The organism is Burkholderia sp. IO2, from assembly GCF_029522185.1.
Taxonomy (GTDB): Bacteria; Pseudomonadota; Gammaproteobacteria; order Burkholderiales; family Burkholderiaceae; genus Burkholderia; species Burkholderia cenocepacia.
In genome coordinates, this window is record NZ_JAKWFH010000013.1 from 112,964 (window position 1) to 132,199 (window position 19,236).

A 19,236-nucleotide genomic window follows, 5' to 3' on the forward strand; every position below is an offset into this window, starting at 1 on the left:
CCGCCCGTCGCGACGGGGCTGAATTCGCGAGGAACCGGATGACCGAACTGATCAGGATCGCGGCGCTGTTCGCCGCTACCGCGCTGGCCGAAATCGTCGGCTGTTATCTGCCGTGGCTCGTGCTGAAGGCCGGGCGTCCGGCCTGGCTGCTGGTGCCGGCCGCGCTGTCGCTCGCGCTGTTCGCGTGGCTGCTGACGCTGCACCCCAGTGCGGCGGGGCGCACGTATGCCGCGTACGGCGGCGTGTACATCGCGGTGGCGCTGGTCTGGCTGCGGGTGGTCGACGGCGTCGCGCTGACCCGCTGGGACGTGGCCGGCGCGGTGCTCGCGCTCGGCGGGATGGCCGTCATCGCGCTGCAGCCGCGCGCGTAAGCGCGGCCGCGGCGCGGGCCGCGTGCGTCAGGCCGCTTCGGCGGTATCCGTGTCGGCGGGCTGGCGCCACACGCAGGTGCCCTTGACCGACTTGTCGAGCTCGTCGAGCTGAGCCTGGTGCGCGGCCAACTCGTCGTCGCTTGCGACCACTACAGGCAGGTCGAGCGCGGCGAGCGACACGCGCTTGCCGTTCGCGGCGCCGCCGTCGGCGCTCGCGTCGTCGAGCATGTCGATCACGAGGCTGTCCTGGCCGCGCGTCATCGCGAGATACACCTCGGCGAGCAGCTCCGAGTCGAGCAGCGCGCCGTGCAGCGTGCGGTGCGCGTTGCTGATGCCGAAGCGGTCGCACAGCGCGTCGAGCGAGTTGCGCTTGCCGGGGAACATCTGCTTGGCCTGCACCAGCGTGTCGATCACGCCGCCGCAATGCTCGGTGAACGGCGGCAGGCCGAGCCGCGCGAATTCGGCGTCGAGGAAGCCCAGGTCGAACGGCGCGTTGTGGATGATCAGCTCGGCGTCCTTCACGAAGTCGAGGATCTGGTGGGCGACTTCCGCGAATTTCGGCTTGTCGCTCAAGAATTCGGTCGTGAGGCCGTGCACCGCCAGTGCGCCCGGATCGCTGTCGCGCTCGGGGTTCACGTAGAAGTGCAGGTTGTTGCCGGTGAGCCGCCGGTTCAGCAGCTCGACGCAGCCGATTTCGATGAGGCGGTCGCCCGTGCGGGCGTTCAGGCCGGTGGTTTCGGTATCGAGAATGATCTGGCGCATATCGGGAAAAGCAACAAAAACAGGAGAGGGCGGCCGCGGTTCAGGCGACCAGCGATTCGACGCCGCGATTCGCGAGCGCGTCCGCGCGCTCGTTTTCGGGATGGCCCGCGTGACCCCTGACCCAGCGCCACTCGATCTCGTGCTGCGCGACGAGCGCGTCGAGCCGCTTCCACAGGTCGGCATTCTTCACGGGCGTCTTCGCCGCGGTGACCCAGCCTTTCTTCTTCCACCCGTGGATCCACTCGCTGATGCCCTTCTGCACGTATTGCGAGTCGGTATGCACGATCACCCGGCACGGCCGCTTCAGCGCTTCGAGCGCGGCGATCACGCCCATCAGCTCCATGCGGTTGTTGGTCGTGTTCGGCTCGCCGCCGAACAGTTCCTTTTCCTGACTGCCGTAGCGCAGCAGGGCGCCCCAGCCGCCGGGGCCGGGGTTGCCCTTGCAGGCGCCGTCGGTATAGATGTCGATGGTGTCGGTTGTCATGAACGTTCTTGGTGGGTGGTCGGGGAGGCCGCCGGCGTCAGGCCCGGTGCGAGCACGGGCTTCTTCATCTTGATCGGGCCGACGAGGCGCATGCCGCGCACGCGCTTGACGGCCGTCACCATGTAGACGGCGCCGAAGATCGGCCACCAGCGGTCGCCGGCGGCCTCCATGAAGCCGTAGCGGGCCAGCCACTTGTCGGTGGCGAGCGGCGGCCGGTAGCAGCCGAAGCGGCCGCGTTCGAGGTCGAAGCCGAGCAGCTTGATCCAGTCCTTGAGCCGGATGAACGCGATCTGGTCGCGCGTGGCCGGCACGAACGGGCGGTTCGCCATGCGCCCGAACGACTGCCGCATGCCCCACAGGCTCAGCGAATTGAAGCCGGTAATCACGAGCTGGCCTTCCGGCATCAGCACGCGCTCGGCCTCGCGCAGCAGACGGTGCGGGTCGGACGTGAATTCGAGCGTGTGCGGCATCACGATCAGGTCGACGCTCTGCGACTCGAACGGCAGGTCGAGCAGGTCGCACCAGGTCGTGCTGCGATCGGCGGGCGCGTGGACCGCCGTGTGTGCTTCGCGCGCCCACGGATACTGGTACGGCGCGCTCGCGCCGCTCGCCGGGTCGAGCACGAGGCCGCGATACGGCATGCGGTTCTCGCGCAGCGCGTCGAGCTGCGGCAGGCCGAGCTGCAGCGCGTGGAAGCCGAAGACGTCGGATACGATCCGGTCGAGCTGCGCCTGCTCCCAGCCCAGCACGTAGCGGCCGGGCGGCGAGTCGGTCCAGGCGGGCCAGTCTATAATTTGACGGTCAGACATAACGATGATTGCGCGCCTATGAACGAGCTGGAATACGTGCCGGTTCCGGCATTCGAAGACAACTATATCTGGCTCGTCTCGGACGGCCGCGATGCGATCGCCGTCGACCCGGGTGAAGCCGCGCCCGTACGCCGGGTTCTTGCCGAACGAGGCTGGCGGTTGACCGCTATTTTACTCACGCACCACCACGCCGACCACGTCGGCGGTGTCGATGCGCTGCTGCATAGCCAACCGGCCGATGCGCCGCTCACCGTTTACGGCCCCGCCGCCGAAGCGATCGACGTGGTCACGCGGCCGCTGTCGGGCGGCGATCGCGTGACGCTCGACGCGCCGGCCGTCGCATTCGACGTGCTCGACGTGCCGGGCCATACGCGCGGCCACATTGCGTATTTTCAGGCGGCCGGCCAAGGCGCGGGCGGGCGGGGCAACGCCGTGCCGCACGTGTTCTGCGGCGACACGCTGTTCTCGTGTGGCTGCGGCCGCCTGTTCGAAGGCACGCCCGCGCAGATGCTCGCGTCGCTCGACGCGCTCGCGGCGCTGCCGGATGATACCCGCGTGCATTGCGCACACGAATACACGCTGTCGAACATCCGCTTCGCACTCGCGTGCGAGCCGGGCAATGCGGCGCTCGCCGCGTGGCGCGACGACGCGCAGGCGCTGCGTGCGCGTGGCGTGCCGACGCTGCCCACTACGATCGCCCACGAACGTGCCGTTAACCCGTTCATGCGGGCCGACAGCGCGGCGATCCACGCGACGCTCGAGGCCGAGCTGCACGAAACGGTGACGGATCGTCTGACGGCATTCACGCTGATGCGCGAATGGAAAAACCGGTTCCGATGACGTTTTCCGGAGGACTCCAAAGCTCAAGCGGTGTCTGTAAAAATTGCTCCAAATGTAGGATTTCGCTGAGTTTTCGGTGTTTTTATTGACGTGAAGCACGCACTTCCGTAGTATCGCCTGCAATTTCCAGCCGTCGGAAGCCGAGATTTTCATGCGACTTATATTGAGTGCGATGGTGGTGCTGCTACTCGCCGCTTGTGCGAGCCAGCCTCCTGTCGACAACAACGCCGCCGATTCGCAGGCGACGTCCAACTACCTCCGTAAATCAGCCACCGCCAAAGAAACTGTCGACGTCGACAAGCAATCCGTCGGCGACCTGACCAGTGCAGACTCCGATCTCTGGGCGCGCATCCGCCGCGGCTTCCAGATGCCCGATCTGCAGAGCGATCTCGTCGACATGCAGACGACCTGGTATACGCAGCGTCCCGATTACGTGCAGCGCATGACCGAGCGCTCGCAGAAGTACCTGTATCACATCGTCGAGGAACTCGAGGCGCGTCACATGCCGACCGAGCTCGCGCTGCTGCCGTTCATCGAGTCCGCATACAACCCGCAGGCGCTGTCGGTCGCGAAGGCGGCCGGCATGTGGCAGTTCATGCCCGGCACCGGCCGCACGTACAACCTGAAGCGCAACATGTGGCAGGACGAGCGCCGCGACGTGCTCGCGTCGACGAGCGCCGCGCTCGACTACCTGTCCCGTCTGCACGACATGTTCGGCGACTGGTATCTGGCGCTGGCCGCGTACAACTGGGGCGAGGGCAACGTGCAGCGTGCGATCGCGCGCAACCAGGCGGCCGGCCTGCCGACCGACTACCAGAGCCTGCGGATGCCGAACGAGACGCGCAACTACGTGCCGAAGCTGCAGGCGGTGAAGAACATCATCGCGAGCCCGCAGCAGTACGGCCTGACGCTGCCGGATATCCCGAACCACCCGTATTTCGTGACGGTCACGACGTCGCGCGACATCGACGTGGCGGTGGCCGCGAAGCTCGCGAACCTGCCGCTCGACGAGTTCCGCTCGCTGAACCCGTCGTTCTCGAAGCCCGTGATCCTCGGCGCGACCGAGCCGCAGATCCTGCTGCCGTTCGACAACGCGTCCGCGTTCGAGAAGAACCTGAAAGCCTATAGCGGCCAGTTGTCGTCGTGGACCACCTATACGGTCAGCGAGCGTGCGCGTCCGGCTGCGATCGCCGAGAAGATCGGCGTCGACGCCGATACGCTGATGTCGGTCAACAAGATTCCGGCCGGCATGCGCCTGAAGCCGGGCTCGACGATCGTCGTGCCGCGCGGCGATGACGACGACGAGGACATCAGCGCCGACGTCGCCGAAAACGGCGCACTCGCGATGGAGCCCGACGTCCCCGATACGCGCAAGATGCTGATCCGCGTGCGTCGCAAGCAGTCGATGGCTGCGCTCGCCGGCCGCTACGGCGTGTCGGTCGGCCAGTTGAAGGCGTGGAACCGGACGCACCGCGATGTCGTGATGCCGGGGCAGGCGCTCGTGCTGCACGTGCCGGTCGGCCGTTCGGTGCCGGCGGAACCCGGTCCGGAGCGGATCGCGACGTCGACGGGCGGTGCGCACATCGAGCGCGCGAGCCTGGCGGTCGGCGGCAAGTCGCACGGCGGCAAGCGCGGCGCCGCCAAGTCGTCGGCCCGGCCGGCGGCGAAGTCGGCGAAGGCCGCTCCCGCGAAAGCCGCGCCGGCCAAGACCGCCGCGCACAAGGGCAAGAAGAAGTAAGCGCGGCTAGCGTGGCGGCCGGTCAGGCCGGCACGATTGCGCTATCATCCGACGAATTCGACGAAACGCCGTCACCGAGGTGACGGCGTTTTCGTTTGTGCGCGGCGGGCGGCGCTACGTCGCGCGTCTTCATCTTCATGGGGCAAGGGGGAGCGATGTCGTCGGTGCAGGTGAGGGTGCTCGCGCTGTTTTCGGTCGGGTATTTCGTATCGTATGTGTTCCGCGGCGTCAATCTGGGCTTCGCGCCGTTCGTCACGCACGAGCTCGGCCTGTCGGCCGCCGATCTCGGTCTCCTCACCAGCCTCTATTTCCTCGGTTTCGCGGGGGCGCAGATTCCGGCCGGCGTGATGCTCGACCACTTCGGCCCGCGCCGCGTGACGGCCGGCATGCTGCTGTTTGCGGCGGCCGGCGCGGCCGTGTTCGGCGCGGCCGTGTTCGGCGCGGCGCACGGCATCGGCACGATGATGGTCGGCCGGCTGCTGATCGGCGTTGGCGTATCGGTGTGTCTCGGCGCGGCGTTCAAGGCGCTCGCGCAACATTTCCCCGTCGGCCGGCTGCCGCTCGTCAACGGCCTCGTGATGGCTGTGGGCGGCCTCGGCGGCGTGATGGTCGGTTCGCCGCTGACCTGGCTGCTCGGCTGGGCGAGCTGGCGCGCGATCTGTTTCGGCCTCGCGGTGCTGACGGTGGTCGTCGCGGCATCGATCGGCTTCGGCGCGCCCGACGCGCAGCAGGCACGCCATCAGGGCGGGCTCGTCAGCCAGTTCAAGGGCACGTGGCACATCCTGGGCAGCCGCGCGTTCTGGAAGATCGCGTCGTTCTCCGTCGTCACGCAAGGCGTGTTCTATGCGATGCAGTCGCTATGGGTCGGTCCGTATCTTCGCGATGTCGGCGGGTTCGATGCGCAGCATGCCGCGCGTCTCGTGTCGGTGCTCGGCTTCGCGATGATGGCCGGCTGCGTCGGCTTCGGCGCGGCGGCGCGCGTGCTCGAGCGGCGCGGCGTGTCGGTCTACGCGACTTGCGGCATCGGCATGGCGCTGTTCGTCGCGACGCAATTCGCGATCGTCGCGCGCGTGCCGTTGCCGCCCGCCATGCTGTGGGCCGCCTACGGAGTGTTCGGCGGCGTGGGTATCCTGACCTACGCGGTGATGGCCGGCCACTTTCCCGCTCATCTGATCGGCCGCGCGAACACGACGCTCACGCTCGTGATCTTCCTGCTGATCTTCGCGTTCCAGATCGGCGTCGGCGCCGTGCTGTCGCACTGGCCGGCGGTCGACGGCCGTTATCCGGCCGCCGCGCACTTCACCGCCTGGGGCGTGCTGCTCGCGCTGCAGCTCGCGAGCGCGGTCTGGTATGTGTGGCCCGCGCGCGGCGCTGGCCAAGCGCACTGATCCGGCGGTACGCTGACGGGCAGGGCGGCCGCGAAAACAGGGCCGCAGCACGTCGCGCCGGGCGGCAGGGCGCGGCGCGCGCACGATCGGACGGCCATATCGATTGAAGATAGGCCCATTTTCAGGCTATAATTTGAAAGTTTGTGCTGATCAACCTCGCACCCTAGCGCCTACCTCATTCATCCCGTTCATCCGCCGCACGCCGCCTGCCGGGCGATGCCGCGAAGCCTCGTGCGCCACGCGCCGGGTTCGCGTCTCGACAACGCAGGCCGCGTCCAGCTAGCGACCACGCGCGCCCACGCAGCGCGGCGCTCGCGCGGCAGGGTAAACAGGTCGGCAGCAGGGTGTTCCCCAAGGAGCCTCCCGTGTTGCCGTCTTTTTCTCCCGCCTTGCTTGCACTCGCCGACGGCACGGTCTTTCGTGGTTATTCGATCGGGGCCGAAGGCCATACGATCGGCGAAGTCGTGTTCAATACCGCGATCACCGGCTATCAGGAAATCCTGACTGATCCGAGCTACTCGCGCCAGATCGTCACGCTCACCTATCCGCATATCGGCAACGTCGGCGTCAACGCCGAGGACGTCGAAGCCACGAAAGTCCATGCCGCCGGCCTGATCATCCGCGATCTGCCGACGCTCGCATCGAACTTCCGCATGGACCGCACGCTCGGCGACTACCTGCGCGACGAAGGCGTCGTCGCGATCGCCGGCATCGATACCCGCAAGCTGACCCGCATCCTGCGCGACAAGGGCGCGCAGAACGGCTGCATCCTGACGGGCTCCGACGACGAAGCGAAGGCGATCGAGCTGGCGCGCTCGTTCCCGGGCCTCGCCGGCATGGATCTCGCGAAGGTCGTGTCGACTACCAAGCCGTTCGAGTGGAAGCAGACGGAATGGCGTCTCGAAGGCGGCTACGGCATGCAGGAAGCGCCGAAGTACCGCGTCGTCGCGTACGACTTCGGCGTCAAGTACAACATCCTGCGCATGCTGGCCGAGCGCGGCTGCCATGTGACGGTGCTGCCGGCGCAGGCGAGCGCGGAAGATGCGCTCGCGCTGAATCCGGACGGCGTGTTCCTGTCGAACGGCCCCGGCGATCCGGAGCCGTGCGATTACGCGATCGCGGCCACGAAGGCATTCATCGAGCGCGGCGTGCCGACCTTCGGCATCTGCCTCGGCCACCAGATCATGGGCCTCGCGGTCGGCGCGAAGACGCTCAAGATGAAGACGGGCCACCACGGCGCGAACCATCCGGTGAAGGACCTCGGCGACGGCCGGGTCGTGATCACGTCGCAGAACCACGGCTTCGCGGTGGACGCCGATTCGCTGCCGGCCAATGCGCGCGTGACCCACGTGTCGCTGTTCGACGGCACGCTGCAGGGTTTCGAGCTGACCGACAAGCCGGCGTTCTGCTTCCAGGGCCACCCGGAAGCGTCGCCCGGCCCGCACGACATCGGCTACCTGTTCGACCGTTTCACCGCGCTGATGGATGCGGCGAAGCAGCGCAACGCCTAAGTCACTGACGCAACCGAAGGACGGGAGATTCACATCATGTTCGGCCACGCACTCGGCATCACGGATATCTGGACCTACGTGTTCGGCGTGATCTTCATCATCCTGCTGCCGGGGCCGAACTCGATGTACGTGCTGTCGCTCGCCGCGCAGCGCGGCGTGAAGGCCGGCTACCGCGCGGCCTGCGGCGTGTTCGTCGGCGATACGGTGCTGATGGTGCTGTCCGCCGCGGGCGTCGCGTCGCTGCTGAAGGCGAACCCGCTGCTGTTCTCCGTCGTCAAGTACGGCGGCGCCGCGTACCTGCTGTACATCGGCACCGGGATGCTGCGCAGCGCGTGGAGCAAGCTGCGCGCGCGCGGCGATGCACCGGTCGATGCGCCGCAGGCGGTGGACGGCGAACGTCCGTTCCGCAAGGCGCTGATCGTGAGCCTGCTGAATCCGAAGGCGATCCTGTTCTTCATCTCGTTCTTCATCCAGTTCGTCGACCCGGCATTTCCGCATCCCGCGCTGTCGTTCGTCGTGCTCGGGGCGATCGCGCAATGCGCGAGCTTCCTGTACCTGAGCACGCTGATCTTCGCGGGCGCGCGGCTCGCCGAGCATTTCCGCCGCCGCCGCAAGCTCGCGGCAGGCGCGGCGAGCAGCGTGGGCGGCCTGTTCATCGGTTTCTCGGTGAAGCTGGCGCTCGCGACCATGAGCTGAGCGCCGCCGGCCGACCCACGACAACGATTACTTATTGAATTCACAAGCCATGCCAAAACGCACAGACATCAAGAGCATCCTCATCATCGGCGCCGGCCCGATCATCATCGGCCAGGCGTGCGAGTTCGACTATTCGGGCGCGCAGGCTTGCAAGGCGTTGCGTGAGGAGGGCTACAAGGTCGTTCTCGTCAACAGCAACCCGGCGACGATCATGACCGACCCGAACACGGCCGACGTGACCTACATCGAGCCGATCACGTGGGAAGTCGTCGCACGCATCATCGAGAAGGAGCGCCCGGACGCGATCCTGCCGACGATGGGCGGCCAGACCGCGCTGAACTGCGCGCTCGACCTGCACCACCACGGCGTGCTCGAGAAGTTCGGCGTCGAACTGATCGGCGCGTCTCCGGAAGCGATCGACAAGGCTGAAGACCGCCAGAAGTTCAAGGACGCGATGACCAAGATCGGTCTCGGCTCCGCGAAGTCGGGCATCGCGCACTCGATGGAAGAAGCGACCAAGGTGCACGCCGAGATCATGGCGGCCACCGGCGGCAGCGGCTACCCGGTCGTGATCCGTCCGTCGTTCACGCTCGGCGGCTCGGGCGGCGGCATCGCGTACAACCGCGAAGAGTTCGAGGAGATCTGCAAGCGCGGTCTCGACCTGTCGCCCACGCGCGAGCTGCTGATCGAAGAGTCGCTGCTCGGCTGGAAGGAATACGAGATGGAAGTCGTGCGCGACCGCGCCGACAACTGCATCATCGTCTGCTCGATCGAAAACCTCGACCCGATGGGCGTGCACACCGGCGACTCGATCACGGTCGCGCCGGCGCAGACGCTCACCGACAAGGAATACCAGATCCTGCGTAACGCATCGCTCGCGGTGCTGCGCGAGATCGGCGTCGACACGGGCGGCTCGAACGTGCAGTTCTCGATCAACCCGAAGGACGGCCGCATGGTCGTCATCGAGATGAACCCGCGCGTGTCGCGTTCGTCGGCGCTCGCGTCGAAGGCCACCGGCTTCCCGATCGCGAAGGTCGCCGCGAAGCTGGCGGTCGGCTACACGCTCGACGAGCTGAAGAACGAAATCACCGGCGGCCAGACGCCGGCGTCGTTCGAACCGACGATCGACTACGTCGTCACGAAGATCCCGCGTTTCGCGTTCGAGAAGTTCCGCGAAGCCGATTCGCGCCTGACCACGCAGATGAAGTCGGTCGGCGAAGTGATGGCGATCGGCCGCACGTTCCAGGAATCGTTCCAGAAGGCGCTGCGCGGCCTCGAGGTCGGGGTCGACGGCCTCGACGAGAAGTCGACCAACCGCGACGAGATCGCGATCGAGATCCACGAGCCGGGCCCGGACCGCATCTGGTACGTCGGCGATGCGTTCCGCATCGGCATGACGGCCGAGGAAATCTTCGCGGAAACCGCGATCGACCCGTGGTTCCTCGAGCAGATCGAGCAGATCATCCTGAAGGAAAAGGCGCTGTCGGGCCGCACGCTCGCGTCGCTGACGTTCGACGAGCTGCGCTACCTGAAGCAGAGCGGCTTCTCCGACCGCCGCCTCGCGAAGCTGCTCGGCGCGACGCCGGAAGACGTCCGCCGCCGTCGCGTCGAACTGAACGTGCGCCCGGTCTACAAGCGTGTCGACACGTGCGCGGCCGAGTTCGCGACGAAAACCGCCTACATGTACTCGACCTACGAGGAAGAGTGCGAGGCGCAGCCGACCACGAACAAGAAGATCATGGTGCTGGGCGGCGGCCCGAACCGGATCGGCCAGGGCATCGAGTTCGACTACTGCTGCGTGCACGCGGCGCTCGCGATGCGCGAGGACGGCTACGAAACGATCATGGTCAACTGCAACCCGGAAACGGTGTCGACCGACTACGACACGTCCGACCGCCTGTACTTCGAGCCGCTGACGCTCGAGGACGTGCTCGAGATCGTCGACAAGGAAAAGCCGGTCGGCGTGATCGTCCAGTACGGCGGCCAGACGCCGCTGAAGCTCGCGCTCGACCTCGAGGCGCACGGCGTGCCGATCGTCGGCACGTCGCCGGACATGATCGACGCGGCCGAAGACCGCGAACGCTTCCAGAAGCTGCTGCAGGACCTCGGCCTGCGCCAGCCGCCGAACCGTACCGCCCGCGCCGAAGACGAAGCGCTCGCGCTGGCCGACGAAATCGGCTATCCGCTGGTCGTGCGCCCGTCGTACGTGCTCGGCGGCCGCGCGATGGAAATCGTCCACGAGCCGCGCGACCTCGAGCGCTACATGCGCGAGGCCGTGAAGGTGTCGAACGATTCGCCGGTGCTGCTCGACCGCTTCCTGAACGATGCGATCGAGTGCGACGTCGACTGCATCTGCGACGGCGAAGCGGTGTTCATCGGCGGCGTGATGGAGCACATCGAGCAGGCGGGCGTTCACTCGGGCGACTCGGCATGCTCGCTGCCGCCGTACTCGCTGTCGAAGGAAACCGTGGCCGAGCTGAAGCGCCAGACGGGCGCGATGGCGAAGGCGCTGAACGTGGTCGGCCTGATGAACGTGCAGTTCGCGATCCAGCAGGTGCCGCAGGCGGACGGCTCGAAGCAGGACATCATCTACGTGCTGGAAGTGAACCCGCGCGCGTCGCGCACGGTGCCGTACGTGTCGAAGGCGACCAGCCTGCCGCTCGCGAAGATCGCGGCGCGCGCGATGGTCGGCCAGAAGCTCGCGCAGCAGGGCGTGACGAAGGAAGTCGAGCCGCCGTACTTCAGCGTGAAGGAAGCTGTGTTCCCGTTCGTCAAGTTCCCGACCGTCGATCCGGTCCTCGGGCCCGAAATGCGCTCGACCGGCGAGGTGATGGGCGTCGGCCAGACGTTCGGCGAAGCGCTGTTCAAGTCGCAGCTCGCGGCCGGTTCGCGCCTGCCGGAGTCGGGCACGGTGCTGCTGACCGTGATGGACGCGGACAAGCCGAAGGCCGTCGAAGTCGCGCGCATGCTGCACGACCTCGGCTACCCGATCGTCGCGACCAAGGGGACGGCAGCCGCGATCGAAGCGGCCGGCGTGCCGGTGAAGGTCGTGAACAAGGTGAAGGACGGCCGTCCGCACATCGTCGACATGATCAAGAACGGCGAGATCGCACTCGTGTTCACGACGGTCGACGAGACGCGCCAGGCGATCGCCGATTCGCGCTCGATCCGCATGAGCGCGCAGGCGCACAAGGTCACGTACTACACGACGATGTCGGGCGCGCGCGCGGCGGTCGAAGGCCTGCGCTACCTGAAGGATCTGGAAGTCTATGATTTACAAGGTCTTCACGCTCGCCTAAACTAAGCGGTCAGTTACCTGTCGAAGCAACACGTGCCGCGATTAGGCGGTGTTTCCAGTGCATCGGAAGCGCGCTTAATCGCGGTGATTTTTTTTATAGCCGTTTTTAGCGATTGAGCCGTTTATGAGCACCATTCCGTTGACAAAGCGTGGCGCAGAGCAACTGCGCGATGAATTGCAGCGCCTCAAGTCCGTCGAGCGGCCGGCCGTGATCAACGCGATCGCGGAGGCCCGCGCACAGGGCGATCTGTCCGAAAACGCCGAATACGACGCAGCGAAGGAAAAGCAGGGCTTTATCGAGGGCCGCATCGCGGAACTCGAATCCAAGCTGTCCGCCGCGCAAATCATCGATCCCACGGTGCTCGACGCCGATGGCCGCGTGGTGTTCGCCGCGACGGTCGAACTCGAGGATCTCGAGTCGGGCGACACCGTCAAGTACCAGATCGTCGGCGACGACGAAGCCGATATCGATCACGGCCTGATCTCGGTCAGCTCGCCGATCGCGCGTGCGCTGATCGGCAAGTCCGAAGGCGACGTCGCGGCCGTGCAGGCGCCGAGCGGCGTGCGCGAGTACGAAATCATCTCGGTCAGCTACATCTGAAGCGGGGCGACGTGATGCCGCATCGCGTGTTCCGTCTGCTGTCGGCCGTGTGGGTCGGCAGCCTGCTGACGATCGGGTATGCGGTCGCGCCCGTATTGTTCAAGACGCTGGAGCGGATGACGGCCGGTTCGGTCGCCGCCCAGCTGTTCCGTATCGAGGCGATCCTCGGCGTCGTGTGCGGCGTACTGCTGCTCGCGCTGTCGAATCAGCAGGTGCGGCGCGGCAGCAGCGAGTATCGCCGCGTGCGCTGGATCGTCGCCGCGATGGTCGTATGCGTGCTGGTCGGGTATTTTGCGCTGCAGCCGTTCATGAACGCGCTGCGCGTGGCCGCGATGGATGCGGGCACCGATATCGCGAATTCGCCGTATGCGAGCCGCTTCGGGATGCTGCACGGCGTCTCGAGCGTGTTCTATCTCGTCGAAAGCGTGCTGGGGCTGATGCTGATCTGGCGTCTGCCGGCGCGCGACGCCTGAACGCCCGTCGCTGCGCGTTGCGCAACGACGGGGCAGGGCGGCACGGCAATCCGTGCCGCACCGGCGCGTTACTTGTCCTGGAACGGCCGCTTGGTGCTGGCCTGGCGCTTTTTCGCGCGCTTCACGGTACCGCCTGCCGTCACGCGTTCGTTGCCGCGCACCGTGACCTTGACCGGCCGCGGACGGCGCACGGGGCTCGCGTTCGGCGACACCTTGACGACCTTGACGGTGCGCGGTGCACGGCCTTTCTTGTCGTCCGCGGCTTCTGCCGCGCTCGGCAGCGCACCGGCACGACGGCCGCGGGCCGGCGCCGCAACCACGGCCTCGGGCTTCCAGATCACCAGCAGCTTGCCGATGTGTTGAATCGGCGCCGCGTTCAGGCGGTCGCAGATCTCGTCGTAGATTGCGATGCGCGTGTCGCGCTCGTCGCCGAACACGCGGATCTTGATCAGCTGGTGCGCATCGAGGTGCACCTTGATTTCCTTCAGCACGGCGTCGGTCAGCCCTTCGGCGCCGATCAGCACGACGGGCTTGAGCGCATGGGCCTGGGAGCGCAGCGCGGAGCGCTCGGCGGGAGAAAGCGAAAGGGCGGGCATGGAAATGTCGAAATCTAAATAAGGGCGCGCTGGCTGAAAAGCGATCGCGGGACGTTACCGCGTCAGCCGTGCGCCGAAACCACGTAAAATCGCGGCTTGGGCCTGAAAAGGGGCCGCAGCCGCGCGAAGAAGACGCGTATTATCCGCTAAAAGCGCGGCTTCACGAAGCAATTGGCAGCAATCTCTCTCTCGAATGGCAAAAAACCGCTTCAACCAGCACTGGCTGCACGACCACATCAACGACCCGTACGTCAAAATGGCGCAGCGGGAGGGCTATCGCGCGCGCGCCGCGTACAAGCTGAAGGAAATCGACGAGCAGGACAAGCTGATCCGTCCGGGCCAGGTGATCGTCGATCTCGGCGCCACGCCGGGCAGCTGGAGCCAGTATGCCCGCAACAAGCTCGCGCAGGGCAAGAAGCGCGACGCGGAGCGCGAAGGCGGCATCGACGGCACGATCGTTGCGCTCGACATCCTGCCGATGGAGCCGATCGCCGACGTCCACTTCCTGCAGGGCGATTTCCGCGAGGACGAGGTCCTTCACCAGCTCGAAGAAGTGCTCGAAGGCCGCGCGGTGGACCTTGTTATTTCCGACATGGCCCCCAACCTCTCTGGCGTGGCCTCGGCGGACGCGGCGCGCATCGAGCATCTCTGCGATCTGGCGCTCGAATTCGCGCAGAACCATCTGAAGCCGGACGGTGCGCTGCTCGTGAAGTGCTTTCACGGCAGCGGCTACAGCCAGATCGTCGAGAAATTCAAACAGCAGTTTAAGGTTGTCGCGCCGCGCAAGCCCAAGGCATCCCGCGACAAATCGTCCGAAACGTTCATTTTGGGTCGGCAGCTGAAGCATCCGCGCTGATGCGGAGTGCGGTGCCGCAAACGGGCTCCGGCCCTTGCCAGACAAGCGAAGCGCTATCGCCCCGGTTGTCAATGCTTATGGCGGGGGTGGTCGGACTGGATTAGAATGACCGAGGGGCGCCGCAAGGAAAATGTAGGCGCTCGTCTACGAGTGAAGGAGTGGTGCTTTGAACAACAATATGTTTTCGAAGGCAGCGGTGTGGCTGGTGATCGCACTGGTGCTGTTTACGGTGTTCAAGCAGTTCGACAAGCCCCGCGTCCAGGAAGGCGTGTCCTATTCGCAGTTCATGGACGACGCCAAGAACGGCAAGGTCAAGAACGTCATCGTTCAGGGGCGCAACCTCACCGTCACTCCGGCTGATGGCCAGAAATACCAGATCGTGTCGCCCGGCGACATCTGGATGGTCGGCGATCTGATGAAGTACGGCGTGCAGGTCAGCGGCAAGGCTGACGACGAGCCGAACGCGCTGATGTCCGCGCTGTACTACCTCGGGCCGACGATCCTGATCATCGTGTTCTGGTTCTACATGATGAGGCAGATGCAGGGGGGCGGCAAAGGCGGCGCATTCTCGTTCGGGAAATCGCGTGCGCGGCTGATCGACGAAAACAACAACGCGGTGAACTTCTCCGACGTCGCGGGCTGCGACGAAGCGAAGGAAGAAGTGTCCGAGCTCGTCGACTTCCTGCGCGATCCGCAGAAATTCCAGAAACTGGGCGGTCGCATTCCGCGCGGCGTGCTGCTGGTCGGCCCTCCGGGTACCGGCAAGACGCTGCTTGCCCGCGCGATCGCGGGTGAAGCGAAGGTGCCGTTCTTCAGCATCTCGGGTTCGGACTTCGTCGAAATGTTCGTCGGTGTCGGCGCGGCCCGTGTGCGCGACATGTTCGAGCAGGCGAAGAAGCATGCGCCGTGCATCGTGTTCATCGACGAAATCGACGCGGTCGGCCGTCATCGCGGCGCCGGCATGGGCGGCGGCAACGACGAGCGCGAGCAGACGCTGAACCAGATGCTCGTCGAGATGGACGGCTTCGAGGCGAATTCCGGCGTGATCGTGATCGCCGCCACCAACCGTTCCGACGTGCTCGACAAGGCGCTGCTGCGTCCGGGCCGTTTCGACCGCCAGGTCTATGTCGGCCTGCCGGATATCCGCGGCCGCGAGCAAATCATGCGCGTGCACCTGCGCAAGGTGCCGATCGCGAACGACGTCGACGCGGCAGTCATCGCACGCGGCACGCCGGGCTTCTCGGGCGCCGATCTCGCGAACCTCGTGAACGAGGCCGCGCTGTTCGCCGCACGTCGTGGCAAGCGCATCGTCGAGATGCAGGACTTCGAGGACGCGAAGGACAAGATCTTCATGGGTCCGGAGCGCAAGTCGGCCGTGATCCGCGAGGAAGCGAAGCGCGCAACCGCCTATCACGAGTCGGGCCACGCGGTGATCGCGAAGCTGCTGCCGAAGGCCGACCCGGTGCACAAGGTCACGATCATCCCGCGCGGTCGCGCGCTGGGCGTCACGTGGCAGTTGCCGGAGCATGACAACGAGACGTATTCGAAGGATTACCTGCTGGACCGCCTCGCGATCCTGTTCGGTGGCCGGGTGGCCGAAGAGCTGTTCATGAACCTGGTCAGCACCGGCGCATCGGACGACTTCAACAAGGCCACGCAGACGGCGCGTGCAATGGTCGCCCGGTTCGGCATGACCGACGCGCTCGGGCCGATGGTCTATGTCGACGACGAGAACGATGCGTCGCCGTTTGGCCGGGGCTTCACGCGCACGATCTCGGAAGCGACGCAGCAGAAGGTCGACTCGGAAATCCGCCGCGTGCTCGACGAACAGTACGGCCTCGCGCGCCGCCTGCTCGAAGAGAACCGCGACAAGGTCGAAGCGATGACGGCCGCACTGATGGAGTGGGAGACGATCGACGCCGATCAGATCAACGACATCATGGAAGGCCGTCCGCCGCGCTCGCCGAAGAGTTCGCCGGCTGTCGGCGGCGATTCGTCGGGCGGCGGCAGCAGCGCCGAGGTGAAACCCGGCAACGCGCCGGCGCCGGCCACGCCGGCGGCATAATCTCCGCTTTAACGCCGTTCACGGGCTGGTGTGGCTTCACACCGGCCCGTTTTGCATTCATCCACATCCGTTGCTCGTGTCCGACTCCGCAGTGTCCCCGTTCCTTCCCGCGCCGCTCCAGTGCGGCCGCTTCGAACTGACGTTCGAACGCCCGCTCGTGATGGGCATCCTCAACGCCACGCCCGATTCGTTCTCCGACGGCGGCCGCTTCCTCGCGCGCGACGATGCGCTGCGCCGGGCCGAGCGGATGATTGCCGAAGGCGCCGACCTGCTCGATATCGGCGGCGAATCGACGCGCCCCGGTGCGCCGCCCGTGCCGCTCGACGAAGAGCTCGCGCGCGTGATCCCGCTCGTGGAGGCGCTGCGGCCGCTGAACGTGCCGCTGTCGATCGATACCTACAAGCCGGCCGTGATGCGCGCGGCGCTGGCCGCCGGCGCGGACCTGATCAACGACATCTGGGGGTTCCGCCAACCGGGCGCGATCGACGCGGTGCGCGACGGCAACAGCGGCCTGTGCGCGATGCACATGCTCGGCGAGCCGCAGACGATGCAGGTCGGCGAGCCCGACTACGGCGACGTCGTGACCGACGTGCGCGATTTTCTCGCCGCGCGCGCGCAGGCGTTGCGCGACGCCGGCGTGGCGGCGGAGCGCATCTGCGTCGATCCCGGCTTCGGGTTCGGCAAGGCGGTCGTCGACGACAACTATGCGCTGCTGGCCGCGTTGCCGGACACGGCGCCCGCGCGGCCCGACGGGCGCGCCTACCCGATTCTCGCGGGCATGTCGCGCAAGTCGATGCTCGGCGCGGTGATCGACGGCAAGCCGCCGCTCGAGCGCGTCGCGGCGAGCGTGGCGGCCGCGTTGTGCGCTGTCGAGCGTGGCGCCGCGATCGTGCGCGTGCACGATGTCGCGGCGACGGTCGATGCACTCAGAGTCTGGAACGCCGTGCGCGCAGCCGCGCGGCAACGATAAGTCAGAAAACGAAGGAGGAAGGACCCCATGGGACGTCGATATTTCGGCACGGACGGTATTCGCGGCACGGTGGGCGACGCGCCCATCACGCCGGATTTCGTATTGCGTCTCGGTTATGCGGCCGGCAAGGTACTGGCCGGCTCGGCCGACGTCGCGGCAGGCTCGCGTCCGACCGTGCTGATCGGCAAGGACACGCGCGTGTCGGGCTACATGCTCGAAGCCGCGCTCGAGGCCGGCTTCTCGGCAGCCGGCGTCGACGTGATGCTGGCCGGCCCGATGCCGACCCCCGGCGTCGCGTACCTGACGCGTGCGCTGCGCCTGTCGGCCGGTGTCGTGATCAGCGCGTCGCACAACCCGTATCACGACAACGGGATTAAGTTTTTCTCGGCTGACGGCAACAAGCTGCCGGACGACACCGAAGCCGCGATCGAAGCGTGGCTCGACAAGCCGCTCGAATGCGCGGCGTCCGACGGGCTCGGCAAGGCGCGCCGCCTCGACGACGCAGCCGGCCGCTACATCGAATTCTGCAAGAGCACGTTCCCGGCCGCGTTCAACCTGCGCGGACTGAAGCTCGTGATCGATTGCGCACACGGCGCCGCGTACCAGATCGCGCCGCACGTGTTCCACGAACTCGGCGCGGACGTCATTCCGATCGGCGTCGCGCCGAACGGCTTCAACATCAACGACGGCGTCGGCGCGACCGCGCCGGACGCGCTGGTGCGCGCGGTGCGGGCGAACCACGCCGATCTCGGCATCGCGCTCGACGGCGACGCCGATCGCCTGCAGGTCGTCGACGCGGCCGGCCGCCTGTACAACGGCGACGAGCTGCTCTACGTGCTGGTGAAGGACCGCATCGTCACCGACGGCAAGGTCGAAGGCGCGGTCGGCACGCTGATGACCAACCTCGCCGTCGAAGTCGCGCTGCAGCGCGAGGGCGTGAAGTTCGTCCGTGCGGCGGTTGGCGACCGCTACGTGCTCGAGCAGTTGCGCGAGCATGGCTGGCAGCTCGGCGCGGAAGGGTCGGGCCACATCCTGTCGCTCGACCGGCATTCGACCGGCGACGGCATCGTGTCGGCGCTGCTGGTGCTGGCCGCGCTGAAGCGCAGGGGCCGTACGCTCGCGCAGATGCTCGACGGCGTCACGCTGTTCCCGCAGAAGCTGATCAACGTGCGGATGAAGCCGGGCGCCGACTGGAAGGGCAGCGCGTCGATTCGCGCGGCGATCGACGCAGCCGAAGCCGCGCTTGCCGGCAGCGGCCGCGTGCTGATCCGCGCATCGGGCACGGAGCCCGTGCTGCGCGTGATGGTCGAGGCGCAGCAGGCGGCCGACGCGGTGCGCCATGCGGAGACGATCGCCGACGCGGTGCGGGCGGCGACGACCTGACCGGGACAGGGCGCGCGGCGGCCCGGCCGCTTGCGCGCCCGTTTTCGGTGAATGTGCATGCGGCGCCCTCGGGCGCCGCGGTTTTGTCGGACGCAAAGGTTTGCGACACCTAATAGAAGGGTCCTTCGCCAAACGCATTCTTCCGATCAATTCAGGCATCCGACCCCGGAATCACGCCTGCCGCCGGACCGGGCTCCCCCTCCGGCCGACCCTGCGCTACGATGCGCGCGCACGCCCTTGAAAACGGGCGTTCACCCCGCCCCTCCGAGGCAGGCAATTCTTGCCGCCAGCGCCGCTGCGGCGCCCCGACGCGCCACCCGATACTCCCTTTCAACCAGTCATGTTACTGTCACGCCAGTTTCATCGATTGTCACATTACCGTCATGAGCAGCCCC

Annotated in this window: 17 protein-coding genes; 13 read left to right on the forward strand and 4 right to left on the reverse strand. The window is 66.7% G+C overall.

Going from position 1 to position 19,236, the window contains the following annotated elements:
* Window positions 1-38 precede the first annotated feature (38 nt).
* Complete coding sequence (locus MMB92_RS11075; RefSeq protein WP_034200763.1) at window positions 39-371, forward strand: YnfA family protein; 333 nt, start codon at window positions 39-41, stop codon at window positions 369-371.
* 27 nt (window positions 372-398) lie between these two features.
* Here MMB92_RS11075 and dnaQ read toward each other — a convergent pair whose 3' ends face one another.
* From dnaQ to MMB92_RS11090, 3 genes are read right to left on the reverse strand one after another with little or no spacing between them, the layout of a single operon-like run.
* Complete coding sequence (gene dnaQ, locus MMB92_RS11080; protein WP_006490614.1) at window positions 399-1,133, reverse strand: DNA polymerase III subunit epsilon; 735 nt, start codon at window positions 1,131-1,133, stop codon at window positions 399-401.
* Between the two features lie 40 nt (window positions 1,134-1,173).
* Window positions 1,174-1,617: a ribonuclease HI gene (gene rnhA, locus MMB92_RS11085; protein ID WP_058901315.1), complete on the reverse strand. Its 444-nt coding sequence runs from the start codon at window positions 1,615-1,617 to the stop codon at window positions 1,174-1,176.
* A complete protein-coding gene (locus MMB92_RS11090) occupies window positions 1,614-2,426 on the reverse strand; it encodes a class I SAM-dependent methyltransferase (protein WP_006490597.1) in 813 nt (270 codons plus the stop codon). The genes rnhA and MMB92_RS11090 overlap by 4 nt, the downstream gene beginning before the upstream one ends.
* Before the next feature lie 18 nt (window positions 2,427-2,444).
* On the opposite strand from MMB92_RS11090, the gene gloB reads away from it, so the two are divergent.
* From gloB to MMB92_RS11130, 8 genes are all read left to right on the forward strand, one after another.
* Window positions 2,445-3,266, forward strand: coding sequence for a hydroxyacylglutathione hydrolase (gene gloB / locus MMB92_RS11095; RefSeq protein ID WP_264835433.1), 822 nt, complete (start codon window positions 2,445-2,447; stop codon window positions 3,264-3,266).
* Between the two features lie 151 nt (window positions 3,267-3,417).
* Window positions 3,418-5,004 carry a transglycosylase SLT domain-containing protein gene (locus MMB92_RS11100; RefSeq protein ID WP_277562695.1) on the forward strand — a complete coding sequence of 529 codons (1,587 nt, stop codon included), beginning with the start codon at window positions 3,418-3,420 and terminating at the stop codon, window positions 5,002-5,004.
* A gap of 155 nt (window positions 5,005-5,159) precedes the next feature.
* Window positions 5,160-6,392 carry an MFS transporter gene (locus MMB92_RS11105; protein ID WP_277562696.1) on the forward strand — a complete coding sequence of 411 codons (1,233 nt, stop codon included), beginning with the start codon at window positions 5,160-5,162 and terminating at the stop codon, window positions 6,390-6,392.
* Between the two features lie 365 nt (window positions 6,393-6,757).
* Window positions 6,758-7,903 (forward strand): glutamine-hydrolyzing carbamoyl-phosphate synthase small subunit, encoded by a 1,146-nt coding sequence (carA, locus tag MMB92_RS11110; RefSeq protein ID WP_006490550.1) that lies wholly within the window; start codon window positions 6,758-6,760, stop codon window positions 7,901-7,903.
* 36 nt (window positions 7,904-7,939) lie between these two features.
* On the forward strand, window positions 7,940-8,599 hold the full coding sequence (leuE, locus tag MMB92_RS11115) for a leucine efflux protein LeuE (RefSeq protein WP_006490589.1): 660 nt from the start codon (window positions 7,940-7,942) through the stop codon (window positions 8,597-8,599).
* Between the two features lie 49 nt (window positions 8,600-8,648).
* Window positions 8,649-11,903 (forward strand): carbamoyl-phosphate synthase large subunit, encoded by a 3,255-nt coding sequence (carB, locus tag MMB92_RS11120; protein ID WP_048989187.1) that lies wholly within the window; start codon window positions 8,649-8,651, stop codon window positions 11,901-11,903.
* A 118-nt stretch (window positions 11,904-12,021) separates the two neighbouring features.
* Window positions 12,022-12,498 carry a transcription elongation factor GreA gene (gene greA, locus MMB92_RS11125; RefSeq protein WP_006476345.1) on the forward strand — a complete coding sequence of 159 codons (477 nt, stop codon included), beginning with the start codon at window positions 12,022-12,024 and terminating at the stop codon, window positions 12,496-12,498.
* Between the two features lie 14 nt (window positions 12,499-12,512).
* Window positions 12,513-12,971, forward strand: coding sequence for a DUF4149 domain-containing protein (locus MMB92_RS11130; protein ID WP_006497614.1), 459 nt, complete (start codon window positions 12,513-12,515; stop codon window positions 12,969-12,971).
* A gap of 68 nt (window positions 12,972-13,039) precedes the next feature.
* On the opposite strand, the gene MMB92_RS11135 is transcribed toward MMB92_RS11130, so the two are convergent.
* Window positions 13,040-13,567, reverse strand: a complete 528-nt coding sequence (locus MMB92_RS11135; protein ID WP_058901318.1) for a YhbY family RNA-binding protein — start codon at window positions 13,565-13,567, stop codon at window positions 13,040-13,042.
* 193 nt (window positions 13,568-13,760) lie between these two features.
* On the opposite strand from MMB92_RS11135, the gene MMB92_RS11140 reads away from it, so the two are divergent.
* The 4 genes from MMB92_RS11140 (at window position 13,761) to glmM (ending at window position 18,841) form a co-directional block, all read left to right on the forward strand.
* Window positions 13,761-14,423, forward strand: coding sequence for an RlmE family RNA methyltransferase (locus MMB92_RS11140; RefSeq protein WP_006497613.1), 663 nt, complete (start codon window positions 13,761-13,763; stop codon window positions 14,421-14,423).
* Window positions 14,424-14,589: 166 nt separating this feature from the next.
* Entirely contained in the window at window positions 14,590-16,488 is a 1,899-nt protein-coding gene (gene ftsH / locus MMB92_RS11145; RefSeq protein WP_006490511.1) for an ATP-dependent zinc metalloprotease FtsH, read from the forward strand.
* Between the two features lie 28 nt (window positions 16,489-16,516).
* Window positions 16,517-17,458: a dihydropteroate synthase gene (folP, locus tag MMB92_RS11150; RefSeq protein ID WP_048989186.1), complete on the forward strand. Its 942-nt coding sequence runs from the start codon at window positions 16,517-16,519 to the stop codon at window positions 17,456-17,458.
* 27 nt (window positions 17,459-17,485) lie between these two features.
* The gene (gene glmM / locus MMB92_RS11155; protein WP_277562697.1) at window positions 17,486-18,841 is read left to right on the forward strand and encodes a phosphoglucosamine mutase; all 1,356 of its coding nucleotides are present in this window, start codon (window positions 17,486-17,488) and stop codon (window positions 18,839-18,841) included.
* Window positions 18,842-19,236 lie beyond the last annotated feature (395 nt).

Excerpts from the sequence above, each read along its gene's own strand:
- MMB92_RS11135 (WP_058901318.1), bottom strand. The coding sequence starts at position 13,567 with ATGCCCGCCCTTTCGCTTTCTCCCGCCGAGCGCTCCGCGCTGCGCTCC.
- MMB92_RS11140 (WP_006497613.1), top strand. The coding sequence starts at position 13,761 with ATGGCAAAAAACCGCTTCAACCAGCACTGGCTGCACGACCACATCAAC.
- MMB92_RS11090 (WP_006490597.1), bottom strand. The coding sequence starts at position 2,426 with ATGTCTGACCGTCAAATTATAGACTGGCCCGCCTGGACCGACTCGCCG.
- MMB92_RS11100 (WP_277562695.1), top strand. The coding sequence starts at position 3,418 with ATGCGACTTATATTGAGTGCGATGGTGGTGCTGCTACTCGCCGCTTGT.
- dnaQ (WP_006490614.1), bottom strand. The coding sequence starts at position 1,133 with ATGCGCCAGATCATTCTCGATACCGAAACCACCGGCCTGAACGCCCGC.
- rnhA (WP_058901315.1), bottom strand. The coding sequence starts at position 1,617 with ATGACAACCGACACCATCGACATCTATACCGACGGCGCCTGCAAGGGC.
- leuE (WP_006490589.1), top strand. The coding sequence starts at position 7,940 with ATGTTCGGCCACGCACTCGGCATCACGGATATCTGGACCTACGTGTTC.
- greA (WP_006476345.1), top strand. The coding sequence starts at position 12,022 with ATGAGCACCATTCCGTTGACAAAGCGTGGCGCAGAGCAACTGCGCGAT.
- gloB (WP_264835433.1), top strand. The coding sequence starts at position 2,445 with ATGAACGAGCTGGAATACGTGCCGGTTCCGGCATTCGAAGACAACTAT.
- glmM (WP_277562697.1), top strand. The coding sequence starts at position 17,486 with ATGGGACGTCGATATTTCGGCACGGACGGTATTCGCGGCACGGTGGGC.
- carB (WP_048989187.1), top strand. The coding sequence starts at position 8,649 with ATGCCAAAACGCACAGACATCAAGAGCATCCTCATCATCGGCGCCGGC.
- MMB92_RS11075 (WP_034200763.1), top strand. The coding sequence starts at position 39 with ATGACCGAACTGATCAGGATCGCGGCGCTGTTCGCCGCTACCGCGCTG.
- MMB92_RS11105 (WP_277562696.1), top strand. The coding sequence starts at position 5,160 with ATGTCGTCGGTGCAGGTGAGGGTGCTCGCGCTGTTTTCGGTCGGGTAT.
- MMB92_RS11130 (WP_006497614.1), top strand. The coding sequence starts at position 12,513 with ATGCCGCATCGCGTGTTCCGTCTGCTGTCGGCCGTGTGGGTCGGCAGC.